The following is an 18,472-nucleotide window of genomic DNA, read 5'->3' on the forward strand; positions in this document are numbered from 1 at the left end:
ACTCATCCGGCTACCAGTTGTGCCGTTTGTAGGCCCGGTGAGCTTCGCGCCACCGGGCCTGGTCAAAACAGCTATTCCTCGATAGCCTGACGGATTTGCTGCAACGACGCGGGATCGTCAATGGTCGTCAGATCGCCGGGATCGCGGCCTTCGCAGATCGCCTGGATCGTCCGTCTGAGCATTTTACCGGAACGTGTTTTCGGCAGTTGCGATACAAACCAGACGTGTGCCGGGCGGCCAAAATTGCCAATCTGGCTGTCCACCAGCGCCATAATCGCCTTCTCTTCGGAATGCGCGATGTCGCTGTCTTCCAGGCTGTCGCCCTGTTTTGGAATGACAAACGCCACCGCCACCTGCCCTTTAAGCGCATCCTTCACGCCGACCACCGCCACTTCCGCAACGTTCGGATAGCTGGAAATACTCTCCTCGATCTCTCGCGTACCGAGTCGGTGTCCAGCCACGTTTATTACGTCATCCGTACGTCCCAGAATGAAGTAATAGCCATCGGCGTCGCGAATGCCCCAGTCAAAGGTGGCGTACACCTGGCGAGAAAACAGCGACCAGTAGGTATTCACAAACCGCGCGTCATCGCCCCAGATGGTCTGGATACAGCCCGGCGGCAGCGGGCCTTCAATCACCAACATGCCCTTTTCGTTCGCCGCACAGGGTTCACCAGTGACTTCATTGAGCAGTTGTACGTTGTAGCCGTACATCGGCACCCCGGGACTGCCCAGACGCGACGGCCTGTCGTCCAGCCCGCGGGCAATCGCCATAATTGGCCAGCCGGATTCGGTCTGCCAGTAGTTGTCGATAACCGGGACACCCAGCGTTTCCGTTACCCAACTGGCAGTTGGTTCGTCCAGCGGTTCCCCCGCCAGATACAGCACCTCCAGCGAGGAGAGATCGTGATTGCGGATTTGCGCGGTCGGGAATTTCTTCAGCACGCGGATAGCTGTCGGGGCCGAGAACATCCTACTGACCTGATACTTCTCAACAATTTTCCACCACACGCCGCAGTCCGGGTACGTTGGCAGCCCTTCATAAACTACCGTCGCCATCCCCGCCAGCAGCGGGGCATACACGATATAGGAATGTCCAACTACCCAACCGATATCCGACGCGCAAAAGAACACGCCGCCCGCTTTACCACCGAAAATGGTATCCATCGAGGTCGCCAGCGCCACCGCGTAACCGCCAACATCGCGTTGCACGCCTTTCGGTTTACCGGTTGTCCCGGAGGTATAGAGAATGCAGGAGGTTTCGTTCGATTCCAGCCAGGTCACCGGCACCCGCGCCCCGAGATGCTGTTGATGCAGGCTAGCAAAGTCGAGGTCACGCCCCTCGACCCGGGCCATTTTCGCCAGACCACGATCGACCAGCACCACATGACGCGGCTGGTGATGCGCCTGTGCGATCGCATCATCAAGCAGCTTTTTATACGGCAGGATCTTGCCCCCACGCGCCCCGGCATCCGCCGAGACGATAACCACCGGCCGGGCGTCGTCGATGCGCGCTGCCACGCTGTGTGAAGCAAACCCACCGAACACTACCGAATGAATTGCCCCAATGCGCGCGCAGGCCAGCAGCGTAATGTGCGCCTCGGCGATCATCGGCATATACACCAGCACCCGATCGCCACGCTGTACGCCCAGCGACAGCAGCATTGCCGCCGCGACGTTCACTTCGTCATACAGCTGACGAAAGGTAAACGTGCGCTCTTCTTCGGTTTCGGATGACACCGCAATCAGCGCCAGCGCCTCGGGCTGTTTCTCCAGCCAACGGTCGATGGCGTTATGGCACAGATTGGTCATGCCGCCGCAAAACCAGCGGGCAAACGGCGGGTTGCTGTGATCCAGTACCTGCGTATACGGCTGCTGCCAGTCAATACGCTGGGCCTGCTCGGCCCAGAACGACTCCGGTTGCGTTATAGAACGTTGATAAAACTCGCTATAAGACATAATGCTCTCCTGTTGAACTTACGCCTTGCTGCACGCTGGTTTAAATAATGAAGAGATCCATATACTCATTGACCGGCATCTGCTCCAGGCGAGTTCTGTCCAGGGAGACATCCAGAATGCGCTGCTGCTGTCGGGTCGGGAACTGACGCGCCAGGTTGATTTTGAACTTCTCGACCAGCTTCGGTATGCCGTCAGTACGACGACGCGCGTGGCCGATTGGGTACTCCACCACCACTTCTTCAAAGCGTGAACCGTCGGTGAACTCCAGAGTGATGGCGTTGGCGATGGCGCGTTTTTCCGGATCGTGGTAATCAGCGGTAAAAGCCGGATCTTCGAAGCAGTTGATCTTCTCGCGCAGGGCATCAATGCGTTTGTCCTGCGCCACGCCATCTTCGTAATCTGCCGCCGTTAAGCGCCCGAACAGCAGCGGAATGGCAACCATGTACTGGATACAGTGATCCCTGTCCGCCGGATTATTCAGCGGGCCTTTTTTGTCGATGATGCGGATACAGGCTTCATGCGTGCGAATAGTGACTTTTTCGATATCCGCCGCCGTTTTACCTGCGGCCTGTAGCTGCTCGTACAACGTCATTGCCGCTTCTACCGCGGTCTGCGAGTGGAACTCTGCCGGGAAGGAGATTTTAAACAGCACGTTTTCCATCACATAAGAGCCGTACGGGCGCTGGAAGCGGAACGATTCGCCTTTGAAAGAGACATCGTAAAAGCCCCAGGTTTTCGCCGTCAGCGCGGACGGATACCCCATCTCACCGGTTTTCGCCATCAATGCCAGACGTACCGCGCGTGAGGTCGCATCGCCTGCTGCCCAGGATTTACGCGTACCGGTATTTGGCGCATGGCGATAAGTACGCAGCGACTGCCCGTCGACCCACGCCAGCGACACGGCGTTGAGAATTTCATCCCGGTTCAGCCCGAGCATCTCAGCGACCACCGCCGTGGAGGCCACTTTTACCAGCAGGACGTGATCGAGACCAACGCGATTAAACGAGTTTTCCAGCGCGATACAGCCCTGAATCTCATGAGCTTTGATCATGCCGGTCAGCACTTTTTTCATGGTCAACGGCGCTTTCCCCACCGCCACCGCATTGCGTGACAGCCAGTCAGCCGTGGCCAAAATACCGCCGAGGTTATCGGAAGGATGACCCCACTCAGCGGCAAGCCAGGTATCGTTAAAATCCAGCCAGCGGATCATCGCGCCGATGTTAAACGCCGCCTGCACCGGGTCGAGCTGGAACTGGGTGCCAGGTACGCGTACGCCGTTCGGCACCACTGTACCTGGGACGACCGGTCCCAGCAGTTTTTTACAGGCCGGATATTCCAGCGCTTCCAGGCCGCAGCCTAATGTATCAAGCAGGCAATAATGCGCGGTGTCATACGCCACCTTCGAGGTGATCTCGTAGTTCATGACGTAATCAACGATATCAACGATTTCACGGTCAAATTCCGGGCGGACGTTCGAAATATGTGCGGACATAGGGTACATTTCCTGTTTTTTATCTTTAGAGGTTTTTGAATTAGCAACGTTTTTCAATCGGGACAAATTCGCGATCTTCCGGGCCGGTGTAATTGGCGGAAGGACGGATAATTTTGTTGTCCTGACGCTGTTCGATGATGTGCGCCGCCCAGCCGGTGACGCGGGCGATGACAAACAGCGGGGTGAACATTTCAGTGGGGACGCCCATCATGTTGTAGGAGACCGCCGAGAACCAGTCGAGGTTGGGGAACATCTTTTTCGTTTCCCACATCACGTCTTCCAGACGGTCGGCAATGTTGTACATTTTCAGCGAACCGCCTTCCTGAGAAAGCTGTTTCGCCACGCGCTTGATCACCTGATGGCGCGGGTCAGCGATGGTGTAAACCGGATGACCAAAACCAATCACCACTTCTTTGTTTTCCACGCGTTTACGGATATCCGCTTCGGCTTCGTCCGGCGTTTCGTAGCGCTGTTGGATCTCCAGCGACACTTCATTCGCTCCGCCGTGTTTCGGACCACGCAGTGCGCCAATCGCGCCGATAATCGCGGAATACATATCGGAGCCGGTCCCGGCAATCACGCGGCTGGTAAAGGTGGAGGCGTTAAATTCGTGCTCGGCGTACAGCACCAGCGAAATATGCATCGCTTTTTCCCAGCTTCGCGACGGCTTTTCGCCATGCAGCAGGTGCAAGAAGTGACCGCCAATAGAATCATCGTCAGTTTCTGGCTGAATACGCTCGCCGTTATGGCTGTAGTGATACCAGTACAAAAGGATTGAACTAAGCGACGCCAGTAGCTTGTCGGCGATATCGCGCGCACCGGAGACGGTATGACCTTCTTTTTCCGGCAGCGTACAGCCCAGCGCGGAGACGCCGGTGCGCATCACATCCATCGGATGCGAGGCGGCAGGCAGCGCTTCCAGCACGGTGCGCACGTTAGCCGGCAGTCCGCGCAGCGCTTTGAGTTTGCTTTTATAGGCGGTGAGTTCATCGCGGGTGGGTAATTTCCCGTGGATCAGCAGATGTGCGACTTCTTCAAATTCGCACTGCTGCGCCAGGTCGAGAATATCGTAACCGCGATAGTGCAGGTCGTTACCGCTTTTGCCTACGGTACACAGCGCGGTATTTCCGGCGGCAACGCCTGACAGCGCAACCGATTTTTTAGGTTTAATGACATGGGTACTATTTTGCAGGATCGTTGTGTCGCTCATGTTGTCCTCGTCATTTTTATAATATGTAGGGTACAAATTTATTGCCGGATGGCGGCTGTGCCTTATCCGGCCTAAGACGGTTACTTTTTGCTATACAACGCGTCGAGTTTCTCTTCGAACTGGTAGTAATTGATGCTTTCGTACAGTTCGTTGCGCGTCTGCATAATGTCGATCACGCTCTTCTGCGTTCCTTCCTGGCGCAGCACGTTGTAAACCTTTTCCGCAGCGCGGTTCATGGCGCGAAAGGCCGATAACGGATACAACGCCATCGCAACGTTCGCGCTACGCAATTCATCGGTGGTGAACAGCGGCGTAGCGCCAAATTCAGTAATGTTGGCGAGGATCGGCACCTGCACCGCGTCGGCAAACTGGCGGTACATCGCAAGCTCGGTGATGGCTTCCGGAAACAGCATGTCCGCGCCGGCTTCGACGTACGCCTGGGCACGATCGATGGCCGCCTCTAACCCTTCCACTGCCAACGCATCGGTCCGCGCCATGATGACAAAGTTGGGGTCGGTACGTGCATCCACCGCAGCGCGGATCCTGTCGACCATCTCTTCTTTAGAGACGATCGCTTTGTTCGGGCGATGGCCGCAGCGCTTGGCGCCGATCTGATCTTCAATATGCAGCGCGGCAGCCCCAGCTTTGGAAATCGACTTCACGGTACGCGCCACATTGAACGCTGACGATCCAAACCCGATATCCGCATCCACCAGCAAGGGCAGCGGGCAAACATCAGTAATGCGACGAATATCGGTCAGCACATCATCAAGGGTAGAAATACCGAGATCCGGCAGCCCTAACGACCCTGCCGCCACACCGCCGCCGGAGAGATAAATCGCCTGATACCCGGCGCGTTGGGCCAGCAGAGCGTGATTGGCGTTGATGGTGCCAACGATTTGTAATGGATTTTCTTTAGTGAGCGCAGCGCGAAACGCCAGCCCTGGGGAGTGTTGAGACATATCCCGTCCTCTTGTTATCAACTTGTTAGCATTCGTTGATTTACCTAAAGCAAGGGATATGCCAAAGACCTTAATTTTTAATCAATTTATATATTCACCTTCAAAAACAATAGATTAAAATAAATTCCTGTATCTTTGTTGTACAAAAGCGTGTCAGCTATCGTTTCATGAAACCGACCTTAACGTTTCATTGCAACATTTATGAAACACGACTAAACCCATTATTCGGTTCCTTACTTTTTTGGGTTGGTTATGGCTGATAGGCATCTTCCGCCGCGGGTGAACGACGACAAACCGGTTATCTGGACGGTTTCTGTCACCCGTCTGTTCGAACTGTTTCGCGACATCAGCCTGGAGTTCGACCACCTGGCAACCATCACCCCTATTCAGTTGGGTTTTGAAAAAGCGGTGACGTATATCCGAAAGAAGCTGGCCACCGAGCGTTGCGATGCCATCATTGCGGCAGGCTCCAACGGGGCGTATCTGAAAAGCCGTCTATCGATCCCGGTTATTCTGATTAAACCCAGCGGGTTTGACGTGCTACAGGCGCTGGCAAAAGCAGGTAAGCTCACCTCGTCGATTGGTGTCATTACCTATCAGGAAACTATCCCTGCGCTTCTCGCCTTTCAAAAGACCTTCAATTTGCAACTTGAACAGCGCAGCTATATCACCGAAGAAGATGCTCGTGGACAAATCAACGAACTGAAGGCCAGCGGTACACAAGCGGTAGTCGGCGCGGGGTTGATTACTGACCTGGCTGAAGAAGCAGGCATGACCGGCATCTTTATCTATTCGGCGGCCACCGTGCGCCAGGCCTTTGTTGATGCACTCGATATGACGCGTCTGACGCTGCACAGAAACGGTCAGTACGCGTCCGGCGATACGCTACGTACCCGCTATGCGCTGGGGGATATGCGCGGCCACTCTGCGCAAATGGAACAGGTGCGGCACACGATTATGCTTTACGCCCGCTCCCGCGCCCCGGTGCTGATTCAGGGCGAAACCGGCACCGGTAAAGAGCTGGCGGCGCAGGCCATTCATCGTGAGTTTTTCACCCGTCAGGAGAATCGGCGCGGTAAACCTTCGCCGCCGTTTGTCGCCGTCAACTGCGGGGCCATCACCGAATCACTACTGGAAGCGGAACTGTTCGGCTATGAGGATGGCGCCTTTACCGGCTCCCGTCGGGGAGGACGCGCGGGCCTGTTTGAAATCGCCCACGGCGGAACGCTGTTTCTTGATGAGATAGGCGAAATGCCGCTGCCGTTACAAACCCGGCTGCTGCGCGTGTTGGAAGAAAAAGAGGTTACCCGGGTCGGGGGACATCAGCCGATTCCGGTCGATGTACGGGTGATCAGCGCCACGCACTGCAACCTGGAGCAGGAGATGAAACAGGGTGAGTTTCGCACCGATCTGTTTTATCGCCTGAGCATATTACGCCTCACGCTGCCGCCGCTACGCGAGCGCTTACCCGATATCCTGCCGTTGGCGGAAGGTTTTTTAAAACAGTCGCTGGCGGATCTGGACGTGCCGTTTTCTGAGTCTGTGCGCAAGGGGCTGAGTCTGAGTCAGCCGACGTTACTGAATTATGGCTGGCCGGGAAATATCCGCGAACTGCGTAATATGATGGAGCGCCTTGCGTTGTTCTTAAGCGTCGAGCCACAGCCGGAACTAAACATACAATTTTTGCAGCAGCTGTTACCAGAACTGGCCGCTGCGGCTGACACGCCACAGGTATCCTCAGCGCTAACGCCGCAGCAGGTACTGGCGCAATTTAATGGTGATAAAACTGCGGCCGCGCGATATCTCGGGGTAAGCCGAACCACATTCTGGCGTAGATTAAAAGAAAACCCGCCAGCACAATGACCGACGGGAGTCGTGATTTTTACAGCAGCGTATTATTTTTTCTTGTAGATATTGGCTGTGCCATGGATTTTATTATCCGTTTGACCGGAAGTTAATACCACAACATCGGCACCTTTCTGTTCGGCTTTCTTCAGCAGTTCTTCTTTGGCATCTGCGACAGAAACTTCATTACTCGTTGAGATATCACCGATTTTTGTGTACTGCGACTCAACCTTTTCAAACTCAAGTTTTGTCATAAATTCTGCGGCATATGCGTTGGTCACGACAAAAGCTAATGCACCAATAAGTACTTTAATTCCAGTTTTCATAGACGAGCTCCAAGTTTTGTTATGATGCCATCATCCATCCCTGAACATGAGATAACGCGATTCAAGGATGATTAATAACTAGTCCAAACTGGATAAAAAATCCACACTCAGCAGAAATATATAGAAATTTTGTGGCGCAGATAAAACTGCACCATCGAGTATCAGCACATCAACTTGTTCAAAGTTTCAATAGCCAGTGTGAGTTGATCCTCAGAACAGCCCGCTCGCTGAAATTATAGTGTTAACTTTATGAATATTTGAGGAATGGTTGTCTATGGAACCGCTACATGCCGTCGTGCTCACCGTCAGCCTGTTTGTTTTAACCTTTTTTAATCCCGGCGCGAACCTGTTTGTGGTGGTGCAAACCAGCCTGGCGTCAGGGCGGCGTGCGGGGGTGATGACCGGTCTGGGCGTGGCCCTGGGCGATGCGTTCTACTCCGGCCTTGGCCTGTTTGGTATGGCGACGCTCATCACCCAGTGTGAAGAGATATTTTCGTTGATTAAGATTGTTGGCGGCGCCTATCTGCTGTGGTTTGCCTGGAATAGCATTCGCCATCAGGCGACACCGCAAATGCCAACGTTACAGCAGCCGCTTTCCGCCCCGTGGTATGTGTTTTTCCGCCGTGGGTTATTAACGGATTTATCTAATCCGCAAACCGTACTGTTTTTTATTAGTATCTTCTCGGTCACCTTAAGCGCAGACACGCCAACGTGGGCCAGGCTGATGGCCTGGGCTGGTATTGTGTTGTCTTCCATTATCTGGCGTATTTTTCTCAGCCAGGCATTTTCGTTACCCGCTGTACGCCGTGCATATGGCCGAATCCAACGCGTTGCCAGTCGGGTGATTGGCGCAATTATTGGTATCTTCGCGCTCAGGCTTATTTATGAGGGTATTAGCCATCGATAAGAGAGTTTAACTTGACCATCGTGAGGTAATTGTCCGTAATACCGCCTGAATTTTTTAATCGTATTTTGAGTGGTTGTGAGATGGAACAAGTTGATCCGGTAAACGACACATTACTCCTTACAGAATGGCAGGCGCTGTTACGTCAAACATCTCCTGAAGTTCATTCGCTCCTGATGTCATTAAGCGATGAGGAGATTCGTCATTTAGTAACCGTTTTTTATGACTATATGCTCTCCCACGCGGAGAGCGCATTGTTCCTCAATACAGAGCAGGTCAGCACCCGCCTCAGCGGCAGCATGTTTGACTGGCTGCGCAGTGTCCTTGGTAGCGCGCATGAAGATCTCTCACAACTCCTGGCCAAACAGCGCAAAATTGGCGTGGTGCATGCCCGTATTGGTCTGCCCATCGATCTGGTGAACCGCGGCGCGCGTAAACTGAAAGATGAATTGTATCGGGTCCTGAAAAACAAAGCGCATGACTCATCCGTCCTGCTGAGCGATGCCATCTGTTTCAGCAGCCTGGCAATGGACACGGCGCTGGAGGCTATGACGGTCTCCTATTCCCCCAGTTTTCAAAACTCAATGCATACGCAGGAACAGTACCGCCTGCAGACTATTTACGATGACGTTAACGTCGAGCGCGAGCGGCAAATCCGTTCATTTACCGACTGGGAAAACCAGTTTATCTATAACATCGCCACCGGAATGCCTTTCGGTGAGATGGTGCTTCTGGCGAATTCTGATTTCGGTATGTGGTTCTCACACAAGGGAAAACACATTCTCGGCAGCAGCAATCTGTTGAAAAAGATGGAATCACTGATTACAGAGATCGACAGCCGTCTGACAACCACCCTGTCGCATCAGCATCAGCCGACAGAATCTGAGCGGATGAGCTTATTGCAGGATATTCGCCAGCTATCGGCACAAATCCATTTCCTGCTCGCCTCAATGTTTGACGCGCTGGTTAAGCAGGAAAATGGTAAGGACTCACTGACTCAGTTGCTTAACCGGCGTTTTATTCCAACGATTATGCGCCGTGAGATTTCGCTGGCGTTGCATACGCGTAAGCCTTTTACCCTGGCAATGCTGGATATTGACTACTTTAAGCAAATCAACGACAGCTACGGACATAACACCGGCGATCAGACGCTCAAAAACGTTGCAGCGATCATATATGATCATATCCGCAGCAGCGATTACGTATTCCGCTATGGTGGCGAAGAATTTATGATTCTGCTCGTCGAGTCTGACAAATCGCAGGCCAGTATTATTCTGGAAACACTGCGCATGAAGATTGCCGAGATGCGCATGACAACCTCAGCAACAGAGTCATTTTCTATTACCGTCAGTATTGGTATTGCCGAATATGACTATCATCCCGACTATAAACAGTTGGTTGATAAAGCCGATCGCGCACTATATCTGGCAAAAAGCAATGGCCGCGACCGCGTTGAGGTTTACCATGAATGACCGTTATCATTCGCTTAATAAGATGCAAATCAAATACATCATATATGAGTCGCGTAAGCATATCCCTGAGCTAACCCCGCTGAATGTAAGTGGGAAAATATGAGGGAATGTAGAAGACCATGAACGGGAAGAAGAGAATGCGCTGGCAGCGCCGTCCAGGCACAAGCGGGGGCAAACTGCCGTGGAATGACTGGCGCAACGCCAGCAGCTGGCGAAAAGCCACCCAGTTTCTGCTGCTGGCTATCAATATTTATATAGGTGTAACGTTCTGGTACTGGGTTCGCTATTTTGAAACCGCCGGTAACAGCGTCTATATATCAAGACCCGGCGGTATTGAGGGATGGCTGCCGATAGCGGGCTTGATGAATATCCGTTACACGCTGGAGACTGGTTTTCTTCCGCCCATCCATGCCGCCTCTATGCTGCTGTTAGTTGCGTTTATCCTGATTAGCCTGTTGTTAAAAAAAGCTTTTTGTTCGTGGTTGTGCCCAGTGGGCACGCTTTCCGAATTGCTCGGGAATCTGGGAAAAAAAGTATTTGGTCGTCACTTCACGCTACCGCGCTGGCTGGATATCCCGCTGCTCAGCCTGAAGTATCTGCTGCTGAGTTTCTTCCTGTATATCGCCCTGTCGATGCCTGCTCAGGGGATCCAATATTTTCTGACGTCGGCCTATGGCATCATTATCGATGTGAAGATGCTCGATTTCTTTCGCCATATTGGCTCCGCCACGCTCATCTTCGTAGGAGGTATCAGCGTCCTGAGCCTGTTTATTCGCAACGCCTGGTGTCGTTATCTGTGCCCTTACGGCGCGCTGCTTGGTCTGTTTTCGCTGCTCTCGCCGTTTAAAATCCGCCGCAACGCTGACAGTTGCATCGACTGCGGGAAATGCGCGAAAAACTGCCCGTCGAATATCCCGGTCGACAAGCTGATTCAGGTGCGTACCGTGGAATGCACGGGATGCATGACCTGTGTTGAATCCTGCCCGGTGGCCTTGACACTGACCATGTCACTGAAAACACCACTTGGCGCGCAATCAGGGCACAGTGCAGCGTCTAAACCATGGTGGCGACAAGGTAGGTTATCAGGGTGGACAATGACACTACTGCTGCTCGGTATTCTGTTTGCCGCCGTAGGCTATGCGATGTATGCCAATGTCTGGCAGACGCCGGTGCCGGATCATATGTATTTCCAGTTGATCCCGAAGGCCAAAATGATCGGCCATTAATTCTTTACCGTATGCTCAAAAACCCTGCCAATTCTGGCAGGGTTTGCCGCCTGATACGCCATTTTAAGACTTTTGAACTTGTCCCCCCGCCTCCCCGTTTATACAACCTTAAATATCGCCCGTAATAGCTGTTATGGGTGACCGGGACCACAATAATGAACGGGACAACATCATGACTAAACTAAAACTGGCGCTGCTATTACCTCTGTTTCTGGCGGGTTGTACGATGAGCGACGGAGAATTAAGAAATGCTTATACTCAGCATTATCAGCAACCCGCCGCGTATGTCGATATCTATAAGCAGAAAATAGCCGGGATGGATATTAATGCGCTGGCGCAATATGCCGCCGCAGAAGATAAGAAAAAAATGCGTGGGCAGCCAAGACTAAAGATCGACGAATTCATTACCATTGAGAACGTGCAGGCAAAAGGAAATCGAGTGGTCTACGATTACTCGCTGTCCGAGAGCTGGCTGGCGCTGTCTGCAGATAAACAGCGCGAGAAGCAAAGCAATATGAATAAAGACCTTATCTACCGTACCTGCTCGCTGGAAACGGTACGTCTGGCGCAGGCGAAAGGGTTGGAAGAAGAACATAACTATTACAGCCAGTACCCAGATAAAGTCGCCTTTACTCTGAGAACCAGCGCGCAGATTTGTATGCAAAACGGTTTTACGCAATAACCGCGCCACCCAGCCGGATGGCGCTTCGCTTATCCGGCCTGGATAAGTGTGCCCCCCTTAGGCCGGATAACGTGTCAGCGCCGCCATCCGGCTGAAGCATCAGAATTTCCAGGACACGCTACCGACAATGCTACGCTCGGCGCCGAAATAACAGTATGAGAGCGAATTACAGGCCGCAACGTAACGCTTGTCGGTCAGATTGTTGACGTTCAACTGCACGCTCCAACCTTTAATACCAATACTCATTAAGTCGTAGCCAACCGCCATATCCACCAGCGTGTAGGAAGGCAGGGTGTGAGTATTCAGGCGGTCGCTGGTAATACCGTTGACGTAACGCACACCTGTGCCCAGCGTCAAACCGTTCAGCGGGCCGCTTTTTACATCGTAACTCAGCCAGGTACTGGCCTGATTACGCGGCGCGTATACCGCGCGCTTGCCCTGCTCTGCCGGGCTGCTTTTCTTATAACGAATATCAGTATAGGTATATGCCGCCTGCAGACGGAAACTCTCCGTCAGTTGGCTAATCGCCTCCAGTTCTATCCCTTCAGACTCAATTTCCCCAATCGAGCGATACGGATCGGTCGGTTCTTCTTTGGTGGCGATATTGGTTTGATTGATACGGAACACCGACGCGCTAAACTGGCTGTTGAGTCCCTCCGGCTCATATTTCAGGCCGGCTTCCCACTGCTTACCTTTCATCGGGTCCAGCAGATTCCCGTTCTCATCAGCAAAGCTGGTTGGCGTAAAGGCAGTGGAATAACTCACGTACGGTGCAAAACCATTATCGAACAGATAAAGCAGCGCGGCGCGGGTGCTGAAGTTGTTTTTATCCAGGTCGCTGCGGGTATCGTTTTGCTTATCAATGTTAGATACGCTGACTTGATCGTAACGACCACCGAGCGTAATACGCCAGCGATCCCATGACATCTGATCCTGCAAATAGTAGCCCGTCTGACGTAGTTTGTGCTTCTCACGCGCATACATGTTGATGTACTCAGGCTTTGCACCATACACCGGATTAAAGGCATCAATCGGCGGAAACGCCCCGTAGTAGCCGGTGGTATTGTTACTGCGATCCTGATAGTCGATCCCCACCAGCAGACGGTGGTTAACCTGCCAGGTATCAAAGCTGCCATCGAGCTGGTTATCCAGCGTAATCGCCGACATTTTTTCATCAGAACCTGAGTAGCCGCGATTAAGCTCGGCTTCATTCAGCCAGCCTGCCGCATACACCTGGTTCAGTTCAACGTCGGTATGCAGATAGCGCAGCTTTTGCCGTACCGACCAGCCGCTGTCGAACAGGTGCTCAATGTTGTAGCCCACCATGTTTTCGCGACGATCGTATTTATCGTAATCATCCTCGCCTTCATAAAAGGTGTTGGAGATCTTTTGGCCGTAATGTGGAACCACGGTACCGTCATACGGCAAACCGGAGTGGCTACCACCTTCGGGGTCACGGTGCAGATAGGCCATCAGATCCAGACGCGTTTGATCGGTGATGCGCCAGGTGAGGCTCGGCATCAGCGCGTAACGTTTTTCCTTCAAGGGACCAAACTGCGAGTCCGCATAACGCGTCATTCCACTCAGTCGTGCGGCGACGCGATCGTTATCATCCAGCGCCCCGGTAACGTCAAACGCCGCGCCGCGCTGGTTGTTGTTGCCAGCAAACAGCTTCACTTCTCCGCCCGCATCAAACGACGGCTTACGTGATGTCAGCGCCACAATACCGCCCGGAGAGGAACGGCCATACAGTACGGAAGCCGGGCCGCGTACCACTTCGATATCTTCAAGGAACCACGGATCGACCACCAACGAGCTGTGCGAATTGGTGTCGCCCATCATCTTGAGGCCGTCGAGATAAACGTTGTCCAGGCTACCGTCGGAGAAACCGCGCAGTACGATGTAATCAAAACGGTTAGAGGCGCCAATTTGGTTGCTGTACACCCCTGGCGTGTAGCTGACGGCCTGACGCACGCTGGTAGCGCCCTGCTCTTCAAACTGTTCGCGAGTAATAATTGACACCGACTGTGGGGTTTCAATATCCGGCGTGGCAAGTTTGGTGGCTCCGCTCTGCATTTGCGAGGTAACCACCACCGTATCGTTTTTTGTTGTTTCCTGCGCCAGCAGAGGAAAAGCTACGCTACCGGTCACCCATCCCACCATCAGCGCCAACCGAGTCTTCGCGAACATGAATATCTCCCAAGGCATGTCTAATTGTAAGTGAGAATTATTACCCTTTTGCTGGCAGAGATAGCTATGCCGGATGCCAGGTTGCCTATGCGCAGTGCCAAATTGTCAGGCAGAAACGTGCGCAAAACGCAAAAATGGATTAGCAAAGTTTGAGCATATCGCCCGGCGAAAAGCCGTAACGACGACGAAAAGCGGTAGAGAAGTTGGTGGCGTGCTGGTATCCCGACATCCAGGCTGCCTGCTGTACGCTGTATCCTTCCAGTAAATAGCCGCGCGCACGTTCCAGGCGACAGTCGCGCAGGTAGTCAAAAACGGAACAGCCATACGCCGCACGGAACTTGCTGCGCAGGCTGCTGGGGCTCATCGCTGCGCGTTGGGCCAGTGCACTGAGGGTGTAGTCATTCTCAGGACTCAGCTCCAGCAGTCGGCGCACGATCTCGAGGCGCTGCTGTTCGCTGCTGGCGGCCTGGCGCTTACCGCTCTCCAGCTGACAAATGCTGAGGCCGTGGCCAAACAACTGCAGAATTAGCCCTTCCAGCATCAGTTGGCGAGAAACATAGCTGAGCGTACTTTGCTGGGCATACTGTAATCCGCTAAGCAAAAAACCCGGCACCTGCCAGATAAGCGTCGGCGTCAGGCATCTTTCCCACTCGCGCATCAACGCCTCCAGCAACCCCGTACGCCACGCGCCATCAGGATACAGCCCCAGCGATAACGTACGCAGTTTGCAGTGCGCAGCGTGACGGGCATTCATGGTCTGGTGTTCGCTAAGGCGCGAGCTAAACGCCATCCCGGAGCGCACCACGTGTTCCAGCCCGTTGATCGTCAGGATCACACAGCCTTCCAGCACCACCAGCATATACAGGGGGCTACTATGACGGGAGGTGGTTTCGTAGGGTTGCAGCACCTGGACATCAGAGTGGGTGACGCACATCCCGCAGGGTAATGTCATCTCTTCGACATTCCCCTGCAGTACGGGACTGGAGTGAAGTAAAGCTGGCTTTTGCGACAGTTGCGGAAAGCGGTAATCAATTCCGTAGCGCTCACCAAAATCCATAAATTCACTGACGGAGTAGGTACGTGTCAGGCGTGCGGATGTATTTTGGCCGGTGGTGTTGTTCATGCTCTCTTCTGCACAGAAAATGGGATTAATGGTTTATGACTGATAGCAACATTACCATTCCGCGCAGAACACAACAATAATAATGAGAACCATTATCAATTAAGTGATAAAAAGTTTCTCAGTAGCCAGCCATCTCATCAGGCTGAATAACCTACTGATGAGATGAGCAGCGTCTGGTTAACGCCTTGAATACTATGCTACGATTTTTCTTCCACCTGGAACACAGCCACCGCCTCAGATAACATTGCCGATTGTTCTTCCACGCTGCCAGTCGTCGCAGCAATTTCTTCCACTAACGAGGCATTTTGCTGGGTCACCTGCTCCATTTGAGTCACGGCAACACGGATCTGCTCTATGCCGCGACTTTGTTCCCCTGATGCTCCGGATATATCTTCCATTAGTACATTAATGTTGCGTATTGCCTTCGCAATATCCGCCATCATGGCGCCACTATTTTCGGCTATTTCCACCCCTTCTTTAACGCTAATTGCCGCTTTGGCAACCAGTTCACTGATCTCTTTCGCCGAGGAGGCGCTGCGCTGCGCAAGGGTTCGGACTTCACTCGCCACTACGGCAAACCCACGCCCGGACTCACCCGCGCGTGCAGCTTCCACCGCCGCGTTTAATGCCAGGATATTGGTTTGAAAAGCAATACTATCAATAACATTGGATATTTCGTTCACGCCTTGCGCATTTCGGCTGATCAAGTGAATTTTCTCAACCATATCGCTCATTAAACGCTCACCACGCAATGCCATTTCCGTACTTTCACTGGTCATGACGGATGCCTGATGTGACTTATCCGTATTATTTTTTGTGGTAACTGAAATCTGCTCCATACTGGCTGCCGTTTCCACTACTGCCGCAGCCTGTTGTTCCGTACGAGTTGATAAATCGGAATTACCGGAAGCAATTTCCTGCATACCGACATTAATCGATTCAACACCATCACGAATAGTGCTGACAGTCTCCCGCAGGCCGTTTTGCATATTATGCAAATTTAAGCACAATACCCCGATTTCATTGTTACCCGACACCTTGACAGGATGGCTTAGATCACCTTTACCAATCCGCTCAAAATGCTCAGATACGATTTTTAAAGGCTGAATGATGGTCCGGTTCAACCAGAAGTTACAAATAAAGAAGATAAGCACCGTAATGACCAGGATCACCGATACCTTCAGGATTGAGTTATTAAACTGAACGTGTGTTTGTGCAACGATCTTCTCACCAATCAGCATTGTTGACTGGTAATAATTCGTCACTTCGTTATCAAAATTTTTGCGGGCCGCGAGCAGTTCTGCATTAGCATTTTCTTGTGTATTAATCACACTATTGCTGGAAAGCGTCACGTTTAATTTATCAACAGACTTTTGTTCAGCATCCATTTGTTGCTCAAAAGCCGTTCTGATAATTTTACCGATTTGCGGATCGTCAGCAGTCAAGCCAGGAATCCCCCAGAAAACATCGAACTGTTTTCTGGCATACGCCAGCTGATCTTGCACCTGTTGTAATGTCTGTTGGACATCAGTCGGATTATGTTGTTGAATATTATCAAGCACGCTTCTTACTTTATAAACAGCCTCAACGACATTATGCAGTGTATCCTGCTCCTTAATGATATTATGTAGTAACAAGGTGTTTTTTTGATTTCCTTTGAGATCTACCAACTCAAATCCATTGGAAAAAAACTGCATGAAAGTAAATAGCAACAGCAATAATAACAGGCTGGTTTTAATTCTCATATCCTTTAACATTTAAACATCTCCATAACAATAAAGTCATCTGCGACTTAATAGTTATCGACACATCACGCAATATCTTAACCTGTAAAATGGTTAATTATTAGAAAGTTTCCGCATTCATTCTCACGTAATAAATTAATTACACAGGTGTACATACTGCGATTAACAGCCACCCTTTTGTATCGGCAATAATAAGGTCAAAACCATTCAACATTAATATTACTTATAGATATGAACGGTAACCTCTTCCTGATAATCGACGGGCGCCCGCACCCAGGACAACGAATCAACAACGATCTGCGCCATTTCATTTTCTAAACGTAACAAAGGTGTACTGGCTTCTGGCGCGCCTGTGCTTTCAGCTATCTCGAGAACTCCGCGAAAAGAAATGGACACGCTGTCTGGAATATCAGATAACCTTATCCATTCGCTGGTAATCACTAACTTTCGAGTAAACATTCGCTATCCCTGGAACGTGGTTTATATCCGATAATCTCACATGTTGATCAACACAATGTTTTAATTAACAGCACACTGCTCATTTCTTCAGTTAAGCATTACTTACCAAAAGAAAATGGAAGTGATAAAATTCATTTGAAATGTGCTTTACAAACTCAGCCGGAAGGTTATGTTTAATGAAAGTTAACTTGGCAAACTCAACATCACCATATACCCGGATACAGAATGGTTTGACAATCTCACCCTGTACGCCAAAACACTCCTGAAGCCGTGTGTCATCCATAAAAATAAAATCACCTGCTCTTACTTTAATCTTTTCATGCAGATCACGCCACTTCTCTGGCGTAAGCAGAAAGCTTTCCCAGCCATTATTTCTCAATACCTCAATCGAATGAGTAAACTTAAAGTAGTCATTTTGCATCGATACATCACCACTCGACGTTGAGTATAGATATTCTATTTTAAATTTAAGTTGCGCATTGAGACTTTTTTTCTTTCCTTCATCAATTAACCATTGAAGTTCATTGACGACGTTCCTTGAGAAGAGCTTTCTTTTTTTAGCGATCGCCAGCCATTGCATAATAAAAAGATGCTCTGACATTTTAGAGTGAATCTTGCGGTCCTGTATTGCGATACCAATTGCGACTAATGCACTCCAGGTAAATGCTTCAAGATCATCCTGATAATGGTGTCGTAACGTACTAACTTTTCCTGAATCCCTTACCACTTAAACCTGCCCAAATAAATCATTGATACATGTAAACATTGCATTATTCCATTTGAAAAATTACTACAACTAAAAACATCAAAATATGATCCAGATTAAATTATCACTATGTAATAAAAATGCAATTTCAATACATTATTCTTATTAATCA

15 protein-coding genes and 1 pseudogene are annotated in these 18,472 nt (G+C 51.2%); 5 read left to right on the plus strand and 11 right to left on the minus strand.

Annotation, left to right across the window (positions count from 1 at the left end):
• Positions 1–71: 71 nt before the first annotated feature.
• The 4 genes from prpE to prpB all read right to left on the minus strand — a co-directional run bounded on the left by prpE (position 72) and on the right by prpB (position 5,622).
• Positions 72–1,958 (minus strand): propionate--CoA ligase, encoded by a 1,887-nt coding sequence (gene prpE, locus OGY15_RS17195; protein ID WP_151218560.1) that lies wholly within the window; start codon positions 1,956–1,958, stop codon positions 72–74.
• A gap of 40 nt (positions 1,959–1,998) precedes the next feature.
• Positions 1,999–3,450 carry a bifunctional 2-methylcitrate dehydratase/aconitate hydratase gene (locus OGY15_RS17200; protein WP_187259338.1) on the minus strand — a complete coding sequence of 484 codons (1,452 nt, stop codon included), beginning with the start codon at positions 3,448–3,450 and terminating at the stop codon, positions 1,999–2,001.
• Positions 3,451–3,490: 40 nt separating this feature from the next.
• Positions 3,491–4,660: a bifunctional 2-methylcitrate synthase/citrate synthase gene (prpC, locus tag OGY15_RS17205; RefSeq protein ID WP_003838667.1), complete on the minus strand. Its 1,170-nt coding sequence runs from the start codon at positions 4,658–4,660 to the stop codon at positions 3,491–3,493.
• Between the two features lie 80 nt (positions 4,661–4,740).
• On the minus strand, positions 4,741–5,622 hold the full coding sequence (prpB, locus tag OGY15_RS17210; RefSeq protein WP_151218557.1) for a methylisocitrate lyase: 882 nt from the start codon (positions 5,620–5,622) through the stop codon (positions 4,741–4,743).
• A 252-nt stretch (positions 5,623–5,874) separates the two neighbouring features.
• Here prpB and prpR point away from each other — a divergent pair, with 252 nt between their 5' ends.
• The gene (gene prpR / locus OGY15_RS17215) at positions 5,875–7,485 is read left to right on the plus strand and encodes a propionate catabolism operon regulatory protein PrpR (RefSeq protein ID WP_151224820.1); all 1,611 of its coding nucleotides are present in this window, start codon (positions 5,875–5,877) and stop codon (positions 7,483–7,485) included.
• A gap of 32 nt (positions 7,486–7,517) precedes the next feature.
• Here the strand turns inward: prpR and yahO are convergent, their stop codons facing one another.
• Positions 7,518–7,793: a DUF1471 family periplasmic protein YahO gene (yahO, locus tag OGY15_RS17220; protein WP_151218555.1), complete on the minus strand. Its 276-nt coding sequence runs from the start codon at positions 7,791–7,793 to the stop codon at positions 7,518–7,520.
• A gap of 274 nt (positions 7,794–8,067) precedes the next feature.
• On the opposite strand from yahO, the gene OGY15_RS17225 reads away from it, so the two are divergent.
• The 4 genes from OGY15_RS17225 (at position 8,068) to OGY15_RS17240 (ending at position 12,077) form a co-directional block, all read left to right on the plus strand.
• On the plus strand, positions 8,068–8,700 hold the full coding sequence (locus OGY15_RS17225) for a LysE family transporter (protein ID WP_151218554.1): 633 nt from the start codon (positions 8,068–8,070) through the stop codon (positions 8,698–8,700).
• Between the two features lie 80 nt (positions 8,701–8,780).
• A complete protein-coding gene (locus OGY15_RS17230) occupies positions 8,781–10,169 on the plus strand; it encodes a diguanylate cyclase (RefSeq protein ID WP_286540291.1) in 1,389 nt (462 codons plus the stop codon).
• Positions 10,170–10,288: 119 nt separating this feature from the next.
• Positions 10,289–11,395 carry a 4Fe-4S binding protein gene (locus OGY15_RS17235; RefSeq protein ID WP_286540292.1) on the plus strand — a complete coding sequence of 369 codons (1,107 nt, stop codon included), beginning with the start codon at positions 10,289–10,291 and terminating at the stop codon, positions 11,393–11,395.
• Between the two features lie 133 nt (positions 11,396–11,528).
• Positions 11,529–12,077 carry a hypothetical protein gene (locus tag OGY15_RS17240; RefSeq protein ID WP_187252960.1) on the plus strand — a complete coding sequence of 183 codons (549 nt, stop codon included), beginning with the start codon at positions 11,529–11,531 and terminating at the stop codon, positions 12,075–12,077.
• 99 nt (positions 12,078–12,176) lie between these two features.
• Here OGY15_RS17240 and foxA read toward each other — a convergent pair whose 3' ends face one another.
• The 6 genes and pseudogenes from foxA to OGY15_RS17265 all read right to left on the minus strand — a co-directional run bounded on the left by foxA (position 12,177) and on the right by OGY15_RS17265 (position 18,321).
• A complete protein-coding gene (foxA, locus tag OGY15_RS17245; protein ID WP_286540294.1) occupies positions 12,177–14,285 on the minus strand; it encodes a ferrioxamine B receptor FoxA in 2,109 nt (702 codons plus the stop codon).
• Positions 14,286–14,406: 121 nt separating this feature from the next.
• A complete protein-coding gene (locus tag OGY15_RS17250; RefSeq protein WP_151224818.1) occupies positions 14,407–15,390 on the minus strand; it encodes a helix-turn-helix transcriptional regulator in 984 nt (327 codons plus the stop codon).
• 197 nt (positions 15,391–15,587) lie between these two features.
• Complete coding sequence (locus OGY15_RS24855) at positions 15,588–16,379, minus strand: methyl-accepting chemotaxis protein (protein ID WP_444505648.1); 792 nt, start codon at positions 16,377–16,379, stop codon at positions 15,588–15,590.
• Positions 16,371–17,147, minus strand: a pseudogene (locus OGY15_RS24860) (HAMP domain-containing protein); the annotation flags it as partial. The pseudogene OGY15_RS24860 and the gene OGY15_RS24855, both read right to left, overlap by 9 nt.
• Before the next feature lie 207 nt (positions 17,148–17,354).
• The gene (locus tag OGY15_RS17260) at positions 17,355–17,594 is read right to left on the minus strand and encodes a hypothetical protein (RefSeq protein WP_151218548.1); all 240 of its coding nucleotides are present in this window, start codon (positions 17,592–17,594) and stop codon (positions 17,355–17,357) included.
• A gap of 91 nt (positions 17,595–17,685) precedes the next feature.
• Positions 17,686–18,321, minus strand: coding sequence for a DUF2913 family protein (locus OGY15_RS17265; RefSeq protein WP_187252964.1), 636 nt, complete (start codon positions 18,319–18,321; stop codon positions 17,686–17,688).
• Between the last annotated feature and the right edge of the window lie 151 nt (positions 18,322–18,472).

It is taken from the genome of Citrobacter sp. Cu231 (assembly GCF_030332265.1).
Taxonomy (GTDB): domain Bacteria; phylum Pseudomonadota; class Gammaproteobacteria; order Enterobacterales; family Enterobacteriaceae; genus Citrobacter; species Citrobacter meridianamericanus.